The sequence below is a fragment of the Streptomyces agglomeratus genome (assembly GCF_001746415.1).
Taxonomy (GTDB): Bacteria; Actinomycetota; Actinomycetes; order Streptomycetales; family Streptomycetaceae; genus Streptomyces; species Streptomyces agglomeratus.
Map to the genome: position 1 here is coordinate 5,055,269 of NZ_MEHJ01000001.1, position 17,908 is coordinate 5,073,176.

The window sequence follows — 17,908 nt, forward strand, 5'->3', positions numbered from 1 at the left end:
CCGCCCCCCCGGCGAGACCTACGCGCCGCTGCGTGAGGTGTTCGCGTGCCGCGTCAGGAACGGGGCAACCGACGGTGAGCGGCGGTGCGGCAGCAGCACACGGGTCGTCTCGGACAGCATCGTCCGTACGCGCGCGGACTGGACCTCCTCCAGGAGATCGAGTACGCCCTGCCCCACCGCCGCCGCCTCGTCCGGCGCCCCGGCCCGCGCCAGGTCGTCGGCGAGTTCCGCGCTGTAGAGGGCCAGGTTCCGGGTGAAGTGGGGGTCCTGGAGGGCCGCCGCGCGGCGGGCGTGCCGCGCCGCGCGGGCCCAGTCGCCCAGCGCCGACCAGCACTGCGCCTCCAGCCCCTCCAGCTCCGCCTCCCCGAAGAAGCTCATCCACTCGGGGTCGGCGTCCGCCGTGCCGCGCTCGAACTGGAACTTGGCGCGCACCAGTGCCTGTTCGCAGCCCGCCCGGTCACCGAGCCCCGCCCAGCCGCCCGCCTCGCGCAGGGTGAGCAGCGACAGCAGCCGGGGCGAAGCCACGTGCTGCGCCGCGCGCTGGCCCGCCTGGGCCGCCCGTACCGCCTCGCGCGGGCGTCCCGTGTCGCGGGCGAGGAACGCGGAGTTGCTGAACGCGTGCGCCTCCAGCGCCGGGTCACCGGCCACCCGGGCCGTCGCCAGTGCCTCGGCGTAGTGCGAGCGGGCGTCGTCGAAGCGGCCCGAGTCGTGCGCCAGCCAGCCCACCGAGAGGGCGAGTTCGCCGGCGCCCGTGTGCAGCCGGTCGGCCATCGCCCTGCGGGAGGTCGTACTCGCGTCGAGCAGGGCGTAGGCGGTACGCAGGGGCTGTGCGGCCCGCTTGTAGAGGCCGTCGGCGCCGTGCCGGTCGTCCAGCAGCCTGATCTGGCGCACCGCGTCCTCCACGGCGCTGACCTCGGCCTCGCCGACGCGGCGGGGCGTGCCCGGAAGGGCGGCCGGGGCCGGGGGGTGGGCGGCGGCGGAGGCGCCCGGCGCGGTGCCGAGGCCCAGGGATGCGGCCGCCATGGTGGCGGTGCCGCTCGTCATGAACGCGCGACGCAGCACGTCGCTCTCCTCGTCACTGTGGCTAGGGGTCGTGGTGGTGCGCGCCCCCCTGCCACGTACCGTTTCTCGGGCCGAGAAGCCCAGGTCCGCCAGCGTCAGGCCGGGGAACATGTACAGGAAGACGCGCTCGTACGCATAGTTGGGACAGCGGATCTCGCCGGCCTCGACGCGTCCGATGTAGCGGGCGTCGCATGCGACCTGTTCACCGATCTCACGCGCAGCCCGGCGGACGGCGGCGGCGAATTCGGCCGGTGAACGAGACCCTCGCAGTCGGCGGAAGTCGTTGTTCGGCATGGCCAAGACCTCCCGCAAGGTTCGCGTGCTTCGGCGGAGCAAAAACGTACCGGCTGTGACGAGTCGAACACGCGGTGTTTCGCTACAAACGGGATATCTCACCCACGATCTGCCATGAACTGCCATCCTTTGCGGCGGCGCGGCGCCGTAGCCGTTTACCGGGGCGCGCGTTGAACCATGAGGAGTGGGAGCGCGGCTCCCACTCGAGCGAGGAGGGTTCCCTTGTTGGAGGCCGGTATGGAGATCAGCGGCTCACGGGCAGGCTCACGGTCAACGGCCCAGCACAGGCCCAGCCAGGACTTCAGCGCCGTCCCCCCTCCCGCGGACAGCCCCGGTACCGGCCCGTGCGACCTGGTGACGGTCCCGGTGCGCCAGGGCCTGGAAGCGGTGGACATCATCCGCCGCGCCTCCGCCCCCGCCGTCGGCCCCGTCCTGCACGACGGTTCGTGCGCCACCCTGGGCTTCCTGGTGCCGCCGGGCACCGCGGACGCCTGGGACCTGCCGGGCAGCGCCTGTACGCAGACCTCGGGACGCGGCCTGCGCCTCCCGCTCGCCCTGACCGGGGACATCGGGGCCGACGCCCCGTCCCTGGCCCCGGAGCCGTCCGTCACCGGCACCGGCTGGCTGCTGCCGCCGGACGACACGGGCCCCGTCACCGACCCCGCCGTGCTCAGAGCCGCGCTCGGCGAGGCGGCCCGGCTGATCGAGGCGGCCGACCGCGTGCGCTGAGCCCGCGGCACGGGCCGGTCCCGGCACGTGCGCCGAGCCCGGCCGGACGCCCTCAGCGGCGGCGCAGCCGATACTGGCTGCGTGGCCAAGAACAACAAGCGGCGCGAGCGCGCCGCCCCCGAGCCCGTCGCCGCTCCCGTCGACGGCGGACTCGCCGAGCTGATACCCGACCGGGACCGCCCGCGCGGCTGGACCCTCAGGATCGACGGCGCCCCGCAGTCCCACGTGGACCTCGACGACCCGTCGTACCTCGACTTCGCGTACCAGCGACGACTGGGCCACGTCATCGACCTCGTGGCCCCGCCGGGACAGCCCGTGCACGTCCTGCATCTGGGCGGCGGTGCCTTCACCCTGGCCCGTTACGCCGCCGCCACCCGGCCCCGCTCCACGCAGCAGGTCGTGGAGGTGGACGCGGCGCTCGTCCAGCTGGTGCGCAGGGAACTCCCGCTCGACGCCCAGGCCCGTGTCCGCGTGCGCTCCGGCGACGCCCGCGCCGGTCTCGGCAAGGTCGCGGACGGCTGGGCGGACCTGGTGATCGCCGACGTGTTCAGCGGCGCCCGTACACCCGGGCACCTCACCAGCGCCGAATTCCTCGCCGACGTACGCAGGGTGCTGAAGCCCGGGGGCAGTTACGCCGCCAACCTCGCCGACGGGCCGCCGCTCGCGTACCTGCGTGGCCAGATCGCCACCGCCGCCGCCGTCTGGCCCGAACTCGCCCTGGCCGCCGACCCGGCCGTGCTGCGCGGCCGGCGGTTCGGCAACGCGGTGCTGCTGGCATCGGACGGTGCGCTGCCGCTCGCCGAATGGACCCGCCGCGTCGCGACCGACCCGCACCCCGGCCGGGTGGCACACGGCCGGGAACTGGCCGACTTCACGGGCGGCGCCGCCGTCGTCACCGACGCGAGCGCCCGGCCCTCACCGCAGCCGCCGCCGGACGCCTTCACGTGACGCGGGACAACAGGCGGTCAGGACTTCACGATCTCGACCGCCGGCGGGTGGTCGTGCCAGGTACAGAAGACCGAGACGCTCGCCGTGCCCGCCGTGAACTCCACCCGGATCCACGACGGGTCCTTCCAGACCTGCATCGACCAGCCGGTCGCCGGCGTCGCCGAGACCAGCGTGGCGGAGGCCGTGCCCAGATCGAAGGTGACCCGGCCGCCGTCGGTGCTGTAGCTCTTGACCCGCCCGTTCGCCGCCGCCGACGGGCCCGCCGGCGAGGCGGAACCGGACGGTCCGCCGGTCTTGTCCGGCGTACGGCTGGGCGGAGGGGAGCCGGACGGGCCGGCCGGGCTGCCCGAAGGAGACCCGGAGCGACGCGGCGGCTCGGAGGGCTTCCCGTCCTCGTCGTTCCCGGGCCGCCGCGTCGACGACGCCTGCGGCTTCGCGCCCCGCGCGGCGTCCGCGCGGTCCGGCAGTCCGGTGGGGATCGGGAGGGCCTGCGGGGGGTCGTACGCGGTACCCGACATCACCGTGTGCACGCCCCACCACGACAGCGTGACCGCCGCGCCGGTGGCGAGCGACCACGCGATCGCGTGTACGAATCCTCGTTGCATCGGGGCCATACTGCACCACCCGCACGCCCCGTCCCAGGGGGACCCCGCCTCCCCCACATGGCGTACGGTGCCGCCCATGGCAAGTGTGCTCGTGGTCGAGGACGACCAGTTCGTACGTTCCGCCCTCATCCGGCACCTGACCGAAGCCACCCACACGGTGCGCAGCGTCGGTACGGCACTGGAGGCGCTGCGCGAGGTCGCCCATTTCAGCTTCGACGTGGTCATTCTCGACCTCGGTCTGCCGGATCTGGACGGGTCGGAGGCCCTGAAGATGCTGCGCGGCATCACCGACGTACCGGTGATCATCGCGACCGCGCGCGACGACGAGGCGGAGATCGTACGGCTGCTGAACGACGGCGCCGACGACTACCTCGTCAAGCCCTTCTCCGTCGAGCACCTGTCCGCCCGCATGGCCGCCGTCCTGCGGCGCTCCCGCGCCGTCGCGGGCGCCGAGCCGCCGTCCCGGGTGATCCGGGTCGGCGGGCTGTCGGTCGACCCGCTGCGCCGGCAGGCCGAACTGGACGGGTCGCGCCTCGACCTGACCCGCCGTGAGTTCGACCTGCTGGCCTTCCTCGCGGGGCGGCCCGGAGTCGTCGTGGCGCGCAAGGAGCTGCTCGCCGAGGTGTGGCAGCAGAGCTACGGCGACGACCAGACCATCGACGTGCACCTGTCCTGGCTGCGGCGCAAGCTCGGCGAGACGGCGGCGAGCCCCCGCTATCTGCACACCCTGCGCGGGGTCGGCGTGAAGCTGGAGCCGCCGCGATGAGGTGGGCGCTGGTCAAGGTGAGCCTGGCCGTCACCGCGATGGTCGTCGTCGCCTTCGCCGTACCGCTCGGACTCGTCATCAAGGAGATGGCCAGGGACCGGGCCTTCTCCAACGCCGAGCGCTGGGCCGCCACCATCGGCCCCACCCTGTCCATCACCACGGACCGCGACTCGCTCAACCGGGCCGTCCAGACCACCGAGGTCGGCATCGAGGGGCGCATGGCCGTGCATGTCCCGGCCACCGGCGAGGCCGGCAGCCTGCCGCTGGAGATCGGCCGGCGCCGGGCGGCGCAGCGGGATCTGGAGACCACGCGGCGGATCGGCCGCGCGTCGATCTCGGAGGTGACGGGTGGCTTCGCGCTGCTCCAGCCGACCGCGGTCGCCAGCGGGAAGATCGCCGTGGTGGAGGTGTTCGTGCCGGAGGACGACGTCAGCAACGGCGTGGCGACGGCGTGGCTCGTGCTGGCGGGCGTCGGCCTCGCCCTGATCGTCGGCTCGGTGGCGGTCGCCGACCGGCTGGGCGTACGGATGGTCCAGCCGGCCCAGCGGCTCGCGGGCGCCGCGCACGACCTGGGGGAGGGGCGGCTCGGCGTACGCGTCCCCGAGGAGGGGCCGACCGAACTGCGGTCCGCCGCCGTCGCGTTCAACTCCATGGCCGACCAGGTCGTACAGCTGCTGGCCAACGAGCGTGAACTGGCGGCCGACCTGTCGCACCGGCTGCGGACCCCGCTGACCGTGCTGCGCCTGAACGCCGCCTCACTGGGCGAGGGACCGGCCGCCGACCAGACCAGGGCGGCGGTCGAGCAGCTGGAGCGCGAGGTCGACACGATCATCCGTACGGCACGTGACCAGCGGTCCCAGACGCAGGGAGCCGCCGGGTCGGGCCCCGGCGCGGGCTGTGACGTGTCGGAAGTCGTCCGCGAGCGCATGGACTTCTGGTCGGCGCTGGCGGAGGACGAGGGCCGGAAGGTGCGACTCGCGGGCGTCGAGCGTCCGGTACGCATCCCCGTCGCCCGGCCGGAACTCGTGGCGGCGCTCGACGCGCTGCTGGGCAACGTCTTCCGGCACACCCCCGTGGGAACGGCCTTCTCGGTGGACGTGCACAACGGTGACGACGCCGTCATCGTGCTGGTCTCCGACGCGGGCCCCGGCATCTCCGACCCGAAGGCGGCCCTGGTGCGCGGCAACAGCGGGGGCAGGGACGGGTCCACGGGCCTCGGCCTGGACATCGTGCGGCGGGTCGCGGAGTCGACGGGCGGCGACGTACGGATCGGGCATTCGGTGCTCGGCGGTACGGAGGTCCGCATCTGGATCGGGCTGGGGCCCGGCGGGCGCACGGCGGGGGACCAGAACGGTCACCGGCTGGGGCGCCGCAAGCGGGGGACAGGCGCGGGCAGGGGGCCCGGTAAGCGGTCCGCGGGCCTGAAGCTTTAACTGGCTCCCATGGGTTCCTTAACCGCACCCTAAGATCCGCGAGCCCCGTACGGAACCGGCGGTTTGTCCGTTTCCGGCTCGCTAGCGTGCTGCCGCACTCCTACGGCGTGTCACCCACGCCGTACCCCGGGGCCGTCCCCCCGGGTCCCCGTAACGCAGAGGCAGGCACGTGATGAGCACAACGACGCACCGGCGCACGGCGAGCGGCCGGACCAAGGCGCTCGGCGCGGTCGTCGCCGCGGCGGTGACCGGTGGCGCGGCTTTCATGTTCACCGGGACGGCGCAGGCCGCTTCGGTCGGCGCGGCGTACACCAGGACCAGTGGCTGGGAAGGCGGTTACACCGGTCAGTACGTCGTCACCAATGAGACCGGCACCGCGCAGTCGGACTGGACGCTCGAATTCGACCTGCCGGCGGGGACGAGGATCGGCTCCCTGTGGAACGCCGAGTACGAGGCCGACGGCCGGCACGTGACGGTCAGGCCCGCGAACTGGACCAGGAACCTGGCGCCCGGCGCGTCGGTGACCGTCGGCTTCGTCGCCTCCGCCGAGGGCCGGGGCACGGCGGGGGAGCCCACTGGTTGCCTGATCAACGAGGTGAAGTGCTCGGTCGACCCGGGCGCCACGCCGCAGCCGGGCGGACGGCCGACCGGGCCCACGAAGCCGCCCGCTTCCGCCACTCCCCCGCAGAAGCCGACGAGCGCTCCCCCGGCCGGCGCCTCCCCCACGACCGCGCCACCGACGAGTGCCGCACCGACCACGGCGCCCCCGGCCACCGCGCCTGCGGCCACCGCTCCACCGGCGGCCACCGGCGCCAGGTTCGCCCCGTACGTCGACACGTCGCTCCACCCGGCGTACGACCTGCTGGACACCGCCACCCGGACCGGCGTGAAGGAGTTCAACCTGGCCTTCATCACGTCCGGCGGCGACTGCGCGCCGCTGTGGGGCGGGGTCACGGGCCTGACGAGCGACAAGGTCGCCGCCCAGATCGGCGCGCTGCGCGCCAGGGGCGGCGACGTACGGGTCTCCTTCGGTGGCGCGGCGGGCAGCGAGCTGGCGCTCCGCTGTTCCTCGGCCGACGCGCTGGCGGACGCGTACGGCAAGGTGGTGGACGCCTACAAGCTCACGAAGGTCGACTTCGACATCGAGGGCGCGGCCCTGCCGGACAGCGCCGCGAACACGCGCCGCGCCCGGGCGATAGCCCAGCTCCAGAAGAAGCACCCGGACCTCGACGTGTCCTTCACGCTGCCGGTGATGCCCGAGGGGCTGACCCAGCCGGGCATCGGCCTGCTCGCCGACGCCAGGGAGAACGGGGTGCGGATCAACGCGGTCAACATCATGGCGATGGACTACGGACCCGCGTACAGCGGTGACATGGGTACGTACGCCGTCCAGGCCGCGACCGCCACGCAGGCGCAGCTCAAGGGCGTGTTCGGGCTGTCGGACGCGGCGGCGTGGAAGACGGTCGCCGTCACCCCGATGATCGGCGTCAACGACGTGACCACGGAGATCTTCAAGGTCGACGACGCGGCGCAGCTCGTGAAGTTCGCCGGGGAGAAGGGCATCGGACGGCTCTCCATGTGGTCCTCGACCCGCGACCAGGAGTGCCCGGGCGGCGCGAAGGGCTCCGCCGACGCCACGTGCAGCTCGATCGTGCAGCAGCCGCTGGCCTTCACCAGGGCGTTCGCGGCGTACAACTAGCGGTCGGCAGACCGCGACCTTCCAGGACCGCCACCCCCCCGAGGCGCGCCCCGGCCGGATCCCCACACGGCCGGGGCGCGCCGTCCGCACGGACGGTCGCCGAGATGTTGCCGCCCTGATCACCCGGGGCGAGGCTGAGCGGGACGCCACCCGGCTCCAGTGCGCGCGGACGGGACCGCGCCGGCCGTGGTGGGCCGAAGGAGCGAACGTCATGAGGGTCATGCTGCACGCCCATGTCGACACGGAGTCCGGGAACGAGGCGATCAGAAACGGCAAGATGCCGCAGATGATGAACTCGGTCATGGAACAGCTCAAGCCCGAGGCCGCCTACTTCTTCCCCAGCATGGGCCGGCGGTCCTGCATGTTCATCTTCGACATGCAGGACAGCTCGCAGCTGCCCCCGGTCGCGGAGACGTTCTTCATGGAACTCGGCGCGGAGGTCGAGATCGTGCCGGTGATGAACGCCGACGACCTCAAGAAGGGGCTGGAGAGCCTGAAGACCCGGGGCTGAGGGCCGAGATCCCGCTCTTCCCCGGCCCGGTACGGCGGTGGAGCCCCGGGCGGCCGGCGGACGGCCGCTCCGGGGCAGCGCGGTCGGACAGCGCGGTGAGACGCGCTGTCCGGGTGGGGCCCGCCGTCCGGTCTATCCGGCGACGTTCGCGTAGACGCGGGTGGCGAACTCCGCGATCTGCTCGTCGGTGAGGTTCTTCGCGAGGTTGGCTTCGGTGATCATTCCGACCAGCTGGTGGCCGCCGGCGACGTCGATGACCGGGACGCGCTTGATCTGGTGCGTCTCCATGGTCTGGAGCGCCTCGTTGGCGTCCGCGTCGGCGTCGATCCAGTGCACGTGCCCGCCGAGCGTTCCGGCCTGCACCGTCGCCGGGTCCACGCCCTCGGCGCAGCACTTCACGACGATGTCGCGGTCGGTGATCAGGCCGGTGAGCCTGTTGTCGTCGCCGCAGATGGGCAGACAGCCGACGTTCAGGTCGCGCATCATCTGCGCCGCGTCGAACAGCGACTGATGCGCACCGACGCACTGCACCCCGCTGGTCATGATGTCGCGGGCCTTGAGCTGCTTGTTCATAGCCATGATGTCCGGGTCCTCCCGCGTCGCGTTCGGGACGTTGTTCTCTCCTCCATCCGATGACAACACGGATGGCGTACGGGCGCCCCTCGGGACCGGGGCGGCTCGGCCTTCCCCCGCGAGTGGCTTCCCCCGGGTGGCTTGCCCTGCGTCGCGGTCCCGGCGTGGTCAGGAGCCGGCGGGTACGGCGTAGTCCCCGAAGCCGACCCAGTCGAGGGTCACGCAGGGTTCGTCGCCGACCACCCACGCGTCGTGGCCGGGCGCGATGGAGATGAAGTCGCCGGGCCCGGCTTCGACGCTCTCGCCGTCGTCCATGACGATCTTCATCCGCCCGCCGGCGATGTAACCGGTGTGGGCCGCCTGGCAGCTTTCGGTCCCGGCGATGGGCTTGACGTGCTTGGACCACTGCCAGCCCGGCTCGAAGACCGCGCGGCCGACGGGGCCCCGGTCGGTGTTGATCAGATCGAGCCTGCCCTTGCCCTCCTCGAACGGACGGGTCTCGTCGGCGGAGTCGAAGTTCCTGCACACGAGCGTGGCCATGATGATCAGCCTCCCGGCGGGCGCTGGTGTCCCCGAGTCCATTTCCAGGCTACGCGCGGGGGGCCGTTTCGCAGGTCGCGCGTCAGTCGTCGGAAGTGGTGCCCTTCAGGAAGCGTTCCACTTCACTGGCGACCCCGGATTTCGCCGTCGAGGTGCGAGGCCCGGCGCTCGTGGAACCCTCGTGCACTCCGAGGGCACCCACCCATACGTAGCCGAAGGACGGTTCCTCGTCGATTTTCGGACTGATCTGAATATCGAGCTGCTTGAGCTTCGGAGCGGGCGCGGCGACATAGAGCGTCGCCGTCACCCGGCGCTGTGGGTAGAGGTTGAAGTCGCGAATACCGTCGGCCGCGTACTCGTCGACGAAAGCGCCGTTGCCGTTCCGGCCCACGCGGACGTCGTAGTGCTCGGGATGCCCGTGCAGATCGACCGAGAAGAACGTGGAAGCGCGATTCTCGAACGTGACCTGGAAGCTGACGTAGGTCAGTCCCTTGGCGTCGTCGTGCCGCCCGCGCGCCGGTACGGCCTTCTTGAGGCCGTGCACCCGGACGCGCAGCCCGGCCCATTCCTCGGACTGGTATTCCTGCCAGTCCCCGACGACGTTCGGCACGTCCATGGTCCCCACCATCCCACCCGTTCGGCTCACGGAAGCCTAGAACGAACGCTGATCCCAGCACAGTCCGCCGGATGAAGATCAGCCCTTCAGGCACCTCACGGGCGGAAGGCGCGGGTCCGCATAATTCCCGCGTAATCGGACGGGGGAAGGGCACCTGATGCCAGGTCAAGCATTCAACTGAACGACCATCACGGAAAGTGGAGGTTCCATGTTCGAGTTACGCAAGGGCCTGAGGACCGGAGCCATGGGCGTGGCGGGAGCCGTCGCGTGCACCGCGTTGGTGGCGTGCGGGAGCGACAGCTCGGACGCGGGTGACAAGTCGGCCGAAAAGAACCAGGCCGAGAAGAAGAGCCCGGGCGTTCAGGAGGACGGCACCGCGGCTGTGCGTACCGCCTACGACAAGACCGCTGAGGCGGAAACCGCGCGCATGACGCTGACCACGCGCACCTCCGCCCAGGGCAAGTCCGTGGCCGCCAAGGGCCAGGGCGTCATCGACCTCTCCGAGGGCGACAGCGAAATGACGCTCTCGGCCGGGGGCCAGAGGATCGAGCAGCGGGTGGTCGACGGCATCGTCTACCAGAAGCTGCCCAAGGCGCAGCAGGCGAAGGTCCCCGGCAAGAAGCCCTGGGTCAAGATCGACCTCGCCAAGGCTGCCCAGCAGAACGGCGGTTCCTCGCAGGTGAACGACCCGGCCGAGTCCGCCGGCTTCGCCAAGGGCGTGACCGACAAGGACGTCAAGAAGATCGGCACGGAGCAAATCGCCGGCACGAACACCACCCGTTACCGCGTCACGGTCGACGTCGACAAGCTCGCCCGCACGGGCGACCCGGCCAAGGCCGACCGGCTGAAGAAGCAGCTCGGGCCGACCCTGCCGATGGACGTGTGGCTGGACGACGACGGGCGAATCCGCCGCCAGCAGATGGACATGCACCTGAAGGCGCCCGGCGGCGCGGCGGCCGACGGCCCGCAGAAGGCCGACGTCCGGACCGTCATCGAGTTCAGCGACTTCGGTGCCGAGCTGGACGTCGAACCCCCGGCAGCGGCCCGGACCGCCGACCTGACCGGCAGGGCGAAGCAGTAGGCAGCCCTGTGACATGGCCGCTGACGCCCGCCCCGAACGGGAGATCCCCCGTGGCGGCAGCCCCGGGCCGGCCGCTCACCTGGCGGCGTCCGGCACGGCGGAAGGCAGTACGCCCGTCCTCGCCACCCGCCCGTACCACCGCGCACTCGACTTCGGCGTGCGCTCCAGCGTCTCGTAGTCGACGTACACCGCGCCGAAGCGCTTGCTGTAGCCGTACGCCCACTCGAAGTTGTCCAGCAGCGACCACAGGAAGTAGCCCCGGACATCGGCGCCGTCCAGCATCGCCCGCCGCACCGCCGCCAGGTGTCCGTGCAGGTAGCGGATGCGGTCCGGGTCGTGGACGGCGCCGTCGGGGCCCGGCTTGTCGTCGTAGGCGGCGCCGTTCTCGGTCACCATCAGTTCGAGCCCCGGTGCCTCACGGGCGTACCGCGTCAGCAGGTCGTACAGGCCGGTCGGGTCGACGGACCAGTCCATCGCGGTCAGTTCGCCCGGCGGCCGGTGGAAGGTGACGGACTGCGCGCCGGGCCAGGGCGAGTGGTCACTTGCACCGTGATCGTCGTGGCGGTCGGCGTCCCCTCCCGGCGGTGAGCCGGAAACCACGGTCGGCGCGTAGTAGTTGATGCCCAGGAAATCGAGGGGTGCGCCGGCCGTCGCCGCGTCCCCCTCCCGTACGAACGACCAGTCCGTCAGGTGCGCCGTGTCGGCCATCAGGTCCGACGGGTACGCACCCGACAGCATCGGCCCGGTGAAGATCCGGTTCGCGAGGGCGTCGATACGGCGCTGCGCGTCCAGGTCGTCCGCCGACCGCGTCAGCGGCCGGACCGCGCTCGGGTTGAGGCTCACACCGATCCGGGCCCGCCCCGGCAGGGCGGCCCGCAGCGCCTGTACGCCCAGGCCGTGCGCCAGGTTCAGGTGGTGGGCGGCGCGGAGGGCGGCCACCGGGTCGGTGCGGCCGGGCGCGTGCACCCCGGAGCCGTACCCCAGAAAAGCGCTGCACCAGGGCTCGTTTAGCGTCGTCCACAGGTCCACGCGGTCGCCCAGCGCCTCGGCGACGAGCCCCGCGTACTCCGCGAAGCGGTTCGCGGTGTCCCGCTGGGGCCAGCCGCCCTCCGCGGCGGAGCCGCCGGCGCGAGGGGTCTCCAGCTCCTGCGGCAGATCCCAGTGGTACAGGGTCAGGCTGGGCGTGATGCCCGCTGCCAGCAGCTCGTCCGTCAGCGCGCGGTAGAAGTCGAGCCCGCGCCCGGACGCCGGACCGCTCCCGCCCGGCTGCACACGCGGCCAGGACACGGAGAAGCGGTACGCGCTCAGCCCCAGGTCCGCCATCATCCGTACGTCGTCCCGCATCCGGTGGTAGTGGTCGACGGCCACGTCGCCCGTGTCGCCGCCCAGTACCTTCCCCGGCGTACGGCTGAAGGTGTCCCAGATCGACGGAGTGCGGCCGTCCTCCCGTACCGCGCCCTCGATCTGGTAGGCGGCGGTGGCGGAGCCCCAGAGGAATCCGGGCGGAAAGCCCGCACTGCTCTCGCTGCCGTCCGTGCTCTCAGTGCTCTCAGTCATCAAAACGCTCCCGGTAGGAGAGAGAAGGGAAGTGGAGCCACTCAGCCCTTGACCGCGCCCTGCATGATTCCGCCCACGATCTGGCGCCCGAAGAGCACGAAGGCCAGCAGCAGCGGCAGCGTGCCGAGCAGGGCGCCGGCCATGATGACCGACTGGTCGGGTACGAAGCCCTGCCCGAGGTTGGCGAGCGCCACCTGCACCGTCGGGTTGTCCTGCGTCAGCGCGATGATGGGCCAGAAGAAGTCGTTCCACGCGGCCACGAAGGTCAGCATGCCCAGCACCGCCATCGCCGGCCGGGCGGCGGGGAAGACGATGTGCCAGATGATCCGCAGGCTGCTCGCCCCGTCGACCCGCGCCGCCTCGACCAGTTCGCTGGGCAGCGCCTGCACCAGGTACTGGCGCATGAAGAAGACCCCGAACGCGCTGACGAGCGTCGGCAGGATGACGGCCTGGAGCTGATCGGTCCACTGGAGCTCGGCGACCGTCATGAACAGCGGTACGACGCTGAGCTGCGGCGGCACCATCATCGTGGCCACGACCAGGAGCATCAGCAGGTTCTTGAAGCGGAATCGCAGCTTGGCGAAGGCGAAACCGGCCAGCGTCGAGAACAGCACGGTCCCCAGCGCGATGGTCCCGGCCACCACCGCCGTGTTGAGCAGGGCCAGCCCCATGTTGGCGTCGGTCCACGCGGTCTGGAGGTTCTTGAAGAGGTTCCCGCCGAACCAGAAGGGCGGCGGCGTCTGGGACAGCCGGGTGTTGTTGCGGGAGGCCGCGATCGCCGTCCACACGAGCGGGAACAGCGACCCGGCGGTGAAGAGGATCAGGACGGCGTACGTGAGGGGACCGCCGTGCAGGTGGCGTCCGGCCCGGCCGCGCAGGACCGGCCGGCGCTGCGGCGTCGGCTTCGTCGGCTTCATTGGCTCTTCCTCAACCGGCGGGCGACCAGCAGGTGGACGCCCGCCACGATCAGCAGGATCAGGAACATCGACCAGGCGATCGCGGAGGCCCGCCCGAGGTGGAAGTTGAACCAGCCCTGTTCGTACAGGTAGAGCCCGAGCGTCTGGAACTGGTGCGACGCCCCGCCCTTCTGCCCGCCCGCCCCGCCGAACAGCAGCGGCTCACCGAACAACTGCGTGGCGCCGATCGTCGAGACGACGACCGTGAAGAGGATCGTCGGCCGCAGCGACGGGATGGTGACGTGCAGGAACTGCTGCCACCGGGTGGCCCCGTCCAGCGCGGCCGACTCGTACAGATCGTTCGGCACCGCCTGCATGGCGGCCAGATAGATCAGCGCGTTGTACCCGGTCCACCGCCAGATCACGATCGTCGACACCGCGACCTGCGAGGAAAGCGTCCCGCTCTGCCAGTCGACCTTCCCGAGACCCACGGCGTCCAGCACCCAGTTGATCATCCCGTAGTCGCGCCCGAACAGGAGCACGAAGACGAGGGTCGCTGCCGCCACCGACGTGGCGTACGGCGTGAGGATCGCGACCCGGAAGAAGCCCGAGGCGCGCAGCCGGTAGTTGAGCAGATGCGCGATGCCGAGCGCCATCAGCAGCTGCGGCACCGTCGAGAGGACCCCGATGGTGAAGGTGTTGCGCAGCGCGTTCCAGAAGAACTCGTCCTCCAGGAGCCGGGTGTAGTTGTGCAGCCCCACCCACTCCATGTCGTTCGGCGCCGACAACGACACGCGGTGCAGCGACGACCACCCCGTATAGAGGAGGGGGAAGACCCCGAAGGCCGCGAAGAACACGAAGAAGGGCGCGACGAAGGCGTACGGGCTGTACTTCGTGTCCCAGCGGTAGCGCCTGCTGCGCCACGCCCGGCGGCGGTCACCGGCCTGCGGCCGCTCCACCGCCGCTGTCGCCCGGCGGTCCGGGGCCGGGACCGCGTCCCCCGAGGAAGGGGACGCGGCCGGGCCGGACTGGTCGGTGTACGGACGCATCAGCCGTCCACCGCGTTGTCGATCTCCTTCAGAGCCGCCTTCCAGCCCTCCTGCGGGCTCTTGCCCTGCTGCTCCACCTGGAGGATGCCGACATCACCGAAAGCGGTACCGATCTGCTGGTCCTTCGGGCCGAGCACCAGGGTCGGGATGCCCTTGGCCGCCTCGGCGAAGAGCTGGCCGGTCGGCGCGTCGCCGAAGTACGGGTTCCTGGCGCCGGAGACCACGTCCAGGTCGTACGCCGGCGGGGTGGACGGGAAGCTCGCCTGCTTGTCGAAGAGCTTCGCCTGCTGTTCGGGCGCGGTCAGCCACGCCGCGAGCTTGATCGCCTCCGCCTTGTTCTTGCCGGCCTTCGGTACGCCGATGAACGAGCCGCCCCAGTTGGCCGGCTTGGGCGCCGCCGCGACGTCCCACTTGTCCTCGCCGGCCGTTCCCGCCTTCTCCTTGATGTAGCCGAGCATCCACGGCGGGCAGGAGACGGTGGCGAAGGTCCCGTTGGCGTACGCCTGGTCCCACGCCTTGTCGAACTGCTTCAGCTTGCCGGTCAGTCCGCCCTCGGCCGCCTGCATCGCCAGGTCCCAGGCGGTCTTCACGGCCGGGCTGTCCTTGTAGATCAGCTTGCCGTCGCCGTCGTAGAACCGCTCCGCGTAACCGTTGTTGACGGCGGCGAAGAGACCGGCCGCCGAGTCGGTGAAGGTGGTTCCCCCGGGCCCCTTCGCCTTGTACCGCTTGCCCACGTCGACGTACTTCTGCCAGTCGCCCGCCCACAGCTTGCCCACCGCCTCGCGGTCGGTCGGCAGCCCAGCCTTCGCGAAGAGGTCCTTGCGGTAGCACAGGCCCATCGGCCCGATGTCCGTACCGAGCGCGACGGTCCGCCCGTCCCTGGCGGTCCCCTGCGCCCACTTCCAGTCCAGCCAGTTCGACTTGTCGATGCCCGGGGCCTTCGACAGGTCCTCGAACTTGTCCGCCTGCGTGGTGGCGATCTCGTTGATGTTCCCGACCTCTATGGCCTGGATGTCCTGGAGGCCGCTGTTGGCCGCGAGGTGCGTCAGCAGTTCCGGGTAGTACGTGTCGACGCGCTCGGTCACGTCCTCCTTGATGAGGATCTCGGGGTGCAGCTTCATGTACTCGTCGTAGAGCCCGGCCTGCTTGTAGCCGAAGACGCCGAAGGTGCCGATCTCGATGACGGTCCTGCCCTTGGCGTCCTTCTTGCTGCCACCGGAGCCACCGCCGCCGGTTCCCTCGTCGCTGTCCTCGGCGCAGCCGCCGAGCAGACCCGCGCCGAGTGCGACCACGGCGGCGACGACCACCGCTCTGCGACGTGTTCGGGTGCTGGTGCGCATTGCGTCCTCCTTGTGCCCTGACGTGCCGACCCCCCGGCCAACTGCATGGATACGTACGTGAGTTGCGGCTGCGGCGCGGGCGGGGAACGTGCGGGATGTGTATGACTCAGGTACTGTGGGAGCGCTCCCATGTGTGATGTGTTGAAGGTTCGCGGCTCCTTGCGGGGGTGTCAAGGCGCCGGACAGCAGGATTTGCTGTCCCGGATCGCTATGAGATATTGCGCAGCGCCGGACGGCGACCGGAGGGCGCCCGGACGGCGCACAGTATGGGGAGGTCGGGACGATGGTGACGCGGGGAATCCGGGGTCAGGCAGGCCGGGGGAGCCGGAGCGGCGGGCGGCCCACTCTCGAAGAAGTGGCCGCACGGGCGGGTGTGGGCCGGGGCACCGTCTCCCGGGTGGTCAACGGCTCCCCGCGCGTCAGCGACGAGACGCGCGCCGCCGTCGAGGCCGCCGTGGACGAGCTGGGGTACGTACCGAACCGCGCGGCCCGCGCACTCGCCGCCAACCGCACGGACGCCATCGCGCTCGTCGTCCCCGAGGTCGAGTCCCGCTTCTTCGCCGAGCCGTACTTCTCCGACATCGTGCGCGGCGTCAGCGCCGCCCTCGACAGCACCGAGATGCAGCTGCTGCTCACCATCGTCGGCAGCGACCGCGAGCGCGGCCGCCTGGCCAACTACCTCGCCGGCCACCGTGTCGACGGCGTCCTGCTCGTCTCCGTACGCGCCGACGATCCGCTGCCCGAGCTGCTGGTCCGGCTCGGCATCCCGACGGTCATCAGCGGCCGCCGCTCCGAGCAGGAGCCGCTCGCCTGCGTCGACGCGGACAACGTCACCGGCGCGCGCGGAGCGGTGACCCACCTCATATCGCGCGGCCGCCGCACGATAGCCACCATCACGGGACGGCTGGAGGTGTACGGCGCCCAGTGCCGTCTCGACGGCTACCGCGAGGCACTGACGGCGGGCGGCCTCGCCGTCGACGAGCGGCTGATCGCCCCCGCCGACTTCACCGAGGAGGGCGGCCGCCGCGCCATGAACGAGCTGCTCGAACGCAGCCCGCACCTCGACGCCGTCTTCGTCGCGTCGGACGTGATGGCGGCGGGCGCCCGCCAGGTCCTGCGGGAGCGGGGCCGCAGCGTTCCCGGAGACGTGGCGCTGGTGGGCTTCGACGACTCGCCCATCGCCCGCCACATGGACCCGCCGCTGACCAGCGTCCGCGTACCGATCGAGGAGATGGGCCGCGAGATGACCCGCGTGCTGCTGGAGGAGATCGCCGACCGGCGCCCGGCGGGCACCCGCGCGATGGCACCGCGCCTGAGCGTGTTCCCGACCGAACTGATCACCCGCACGTCGTCCTGACGGCGCCGCCGCGCGGCCCCACGGCAAAACGACCGAGCCCCTGACCTGTTTCCAGGTCAGGGGCTCGGATCGATCAGGGTGAGTGACGGGACTTGAACCCGCGGCCACCTGGACCACAACCAGGTGCTCTACCAACTGAGCTACACCCACCGTGGCCGGTCGTTTCCGACCGGCTGAGAAAAAGTGTACAGGGTCCCAGAGGGTGCTCGCGCCCGGGTTTAACCGGGCCTCACCGGTGCTTACTGCCCGGGTTCCGCGGGCAGCACGTACTTCGCGGCGATCTTCTTCGCCGTTTCCGAGTCGGGCCCAGGCTGCGGCACGAAGACCGCCTCCCGGTAGTAGCGCAGCTCCGCGATGGAGTCCTTGATGTCGGCGAGCGCCCGGTGGTTGCCGTTCTTCTCCGGGCTGTTGAAGTACGCCCGCGGGAACCAGCGCCGGGCCAGCTCCTTGATGGACGAGACATCCACGATCCGGTAGTGGAGGTACGCCTCCAGCGTCGACATGTCACGCAGCAGGAAACCGCGGTCGGTACCGACCGAGTTTCCGCACAGCGGGGCCTTGCCGGGCTCCTTCACGTGTTTGCGTACGTACGCCAGGACCTGCTCCTCGGCGTCGGCCAGCGTCGTGCCGCCGGCCAGCTCGTCGAGCAGGCCCGAGGCGGTGTGCATCTGCCGCACCACCTCGGGCATGGTCTCCAGGGCCGCGTCCGGCGGGCGGATCACGATGTCGACCCCGTCGCCGAGCACGTTGAGCTCCGAGTCGGTGACCAGTGCGGCCACCTCAATGAGTGCGTCGTCCGTCAGCGAGAGCCCGGTCATCTCGCAGTCGATCCACACCATGCGATCGTTCATG

General features: G+C 71.3%; 18 protein-coding genes and 1 tRNA gene. 8 read left to right on the forward strand and 11 right to left on the reverse strand.

Translation table 11 applies throughout. From position 1 onward, the window contains the following. Positions 1-18: 18 nt before the first annotated feature. Positions 19-1,356 carry an NsdA family TPR-like regulatory protein gene (locus AS594_RS22010; RefSeq protein ID WP_069935286.1) on the reverse strand — a complete coding sequence of 446 codons (1,338 nt, stop codon included), beginning with the start codon at positions 1,354-1,356 and terminating at the stop codon, positions 19-21. A gap of 237 nt (positions 1,357-1,593) precedes the next feature. Between AS594_RS22010 and AS594_RS22015 the strand changes: the two genes are divergently transcribed. Together AS594_RS22015 and AS594_RS22020 are read left to right on the forward strand one after the other, a co-directional pair. Continuing rightward, the gene (locus AS594_RS22015; protein WP_176741104.1) at positions 1,594-2,085 is read left to right on the forward strand and encodes a hypothetical protein; all 492 of its coding nucleotides are present in this window, start codon (positions 1,594-1,596) and stop codon (positions 2,083-2,085) included. An 81-nt stretch (positions 2,086-2,166) separates the two neighbouring features. Then, a complete protein-coding gene (locus AS594_RS22020) occupies positions 2,167-3,033 on the forward strand; it encodes a spermidine synthase (protein WP_069935287.1) in 867 nt (288 codons plus the stop codon). A 17-nt stretch (positions 3,034-3,050) separates the two neighbouring features. Here the strand turns inward: AS594_RS22020 and AS594_RS22025 are convergent, their stop codons facing one another. Beyond that, positions 3,051-3,638, reverse strand: a complete 588-nt coding sequence (locus AS594_RS22025; protein WP_079144843.1) for a hypothetical protein — start codon at positions 3,636-3,638, stop codon at positions 3,051-3,053. Between the two features lie 76 nt (positions 3,639-3,714). On the opposite strand from AS594_RS22025, the gene AS594_RS22030 reads away from it, so the two are divergent. The 4 genes from AS594_RS22030 to AS594_RS22045 all read left to right on the forward strand — a co-directional run bounded on the left by AS594_RS22030 (position 3,715) and on the right by AS594_RS22045 (position 8,047). Next, the gene (locus AS594_RS22030; protein WP_069928651.1) at positions 3,715-4,404 is read left to right on the forward strand and encodes a response regulator transcription factor; all 690 of its coding nucleotides are present in this window, start codon (positions 3,715-3,717) and stop codon (positions 4,402-4,404) included. After that, a complete protein-coding gene (locus AS594_RS22035) occupies positions 4,401-5,837 on the forward strand; it encodes a sensor histidine kinase (protein ID WP_069935288.1) in 1,437 nt (478 codons plus the stop codon). Before AS594_RS22030 ends, AS594_RS22035 begins: the two co-directional genes overlap by 4 nt. A 172-nt stretch (positions 5,838-6,009) precedes the next feature. After that, complete coding sequence (locus AS594_RS22040; RefSeq protein ID WP_069935289.1) at positions 6,010-7,536, forward strand: glycoside hydrolase family 18 protein; 1,527 nt, start codon at positions 6,010-6,012, stop codon at positions 7,534-7,536. A gap of 211 nt (positions 7,537-7,747) precedes the next feature. Then, positions 7,748-8,047: a DUF3303 family protein gene (locus AS594_RS22045; protein WP_069928654.1), complete on the forward strand. Its 300-nt coding sequence runs from the start codon at positions 7,748-7,750 to the stop codon at positions 8,045-8,047. Positions 8,048-8,179: 132 nt separating this feature from the next. On the opposite strand, the gene AS594_RS22050 is transcribed toward AS594_RS22045, so the two are convergent. From AS594_RS22050 to AS594_RS22060, 3 genes are all read right to left on the reverse strand, one after another. After that, positions 8,180-8,620, reverse strand: a complete 441-nt coding sequence (locus AS594_RS22050) for a CBS domain-containing protein (protein ID WP_079144469.1) — start codon at positions 8,618-8,620, stop codon at positions 8,180-8,182. A 168-nt stretch (positions 8,621-8,788) separates the two neighbouring features. Next, the gene (locus tag AS594_RS22055; RefSeq protein ID WP_069930691.1) at positions 8,789-9,160 is read right to left on the reverse strand and encodes a cupin domain-containing protein; all 372 of its coding nucleotides are present in this window, start codon (positions 9,158-9,160) and stop codon (positions 8,789-8,791) included. Positions 9,161-9,242: 82 nt separating this feature from the next. Then, on the reverse strand, positions 9,243-9,776 hold the full coding sequence (locus AS594_RS22060) for a hypothetical protein (protein ID WP_069935967.1): 534 nt from the start codon (positions 9,774-9,776) through the stop codon (positions 9,243-9,245). Positions 9,777-9,984: 208 nt separating this feature from the next. Here AS594_RS22060 and AS594_RS22065 point away from each other — a divergent pair, with 208 nt between their 5' ends. Then, a complete protein-coding gene (locus AS594_RS22065) occupies positions 9,985-10,857 on the forward strand; it encodes an SCO4651 family lipoprotein (protein WP_069935290.1) in 873 nt (290 codons plus the stop codon). A gap of 75 nt (positions 10,858-10,932) precedes the next feature. Here AS594_RS22065 and AS594_RS22070 read toward each other — a convergent pair whose 3' ends face one another. From AS594_RS22070 to AS594_RS22085, 4 genes are read right to left on the reverse strand one after another with little or no spacing between them, the layout of a single operon-like run. Next, positions 10,933-12,414, reverse strand: a complete 1,482-nt coding sequence (locus tag AS594_RS22070; protein WP_069935291.1) for a GH1 family beta-glucosidase — start codon at positions 12,412-12,414, stop codon at positions 10,933-10,935. Positions 12,415-12,455: 41 nt separating this feature from the next. Next, positions 12,456-13,331 carry a carbohydrate ABC transporter permease gene (locus AS594_RS22075; RefSeq protein ID WP_069928658.1) on the reverse strand — a complete coding sequence of 292 codons (876 nt, stop codon included), beginning with the start codon at positions 13,329-13,331 and terminating at the stop codon, positions 12,456-12,458. Beyond that, positions 13,328-14,359, reverse strand: a complete 1,032-nt coding sequence (locus AS594_RS22080; protein WP_069932340.1) for a carbohydrate ABC transporter permease — start codon at positions 14,357-14,359, stop codon at positions 13,328-13,330. Before AS594_RS22080 ends, AS594_RS22075 begins: the two co-directional genes overlap by 4 nt. Continuing rightward, positions 14,359-15,699 (reverse strand): ABC transporter substrate-binding protein, encoded by a 1,341-nt coding sequence (locus AS594_RS22085; RefSeq protein ID WP_069935292.1) that lies wholly within the window; start codon positions 15,697-15,699, stop codon positions 14,359-14,361. The genes AS594_RS22080 and AS594_RS22085 overlap by 1 nt, the downstream gene beginning before the upstream one ends. A gap of 283 nt (positions 15,700-15,982) precedes the next feature. Here AS594_RS22085 and AS594_RS22090 point away from each other — a divergent pair, with 283 nt between their 5' ends. Continuing rightward, positions 15,983-17,056, forward strand: coding sequence for a LacI family DNA-binding transcriptional regulator (locus tag AS594_RS22090; RefSeq protein ID WP_079144468.1), 1,074 nt, complete (start codon positions 15,983-15,985; stop codon positions 17,054-17,056). Between the two features lie 77 nt (positions 17,057-17,133). Here the strand turns inward: AS594_RS22090 and AS594_RS22095 are convergent. Continuing rightward, positions 17,134-17,206 (reverse strand) — tRNA-His (locus AS594_RS22095). 89 nt (positions 17,207-17,295) lie between these two features. Beyond that, on the reverse strand, positions 17,296-17,907 hold the full coding sequence (gene orn, locus AS594_RS22100; protein WP_069928662.1) for an oligoribonuclease: 612 nt from the start codon (positions 17,905-17,907) through the stop codon (positions 17,296-17,298). Position 17,908: the final 1 nt, after the last annotated feature.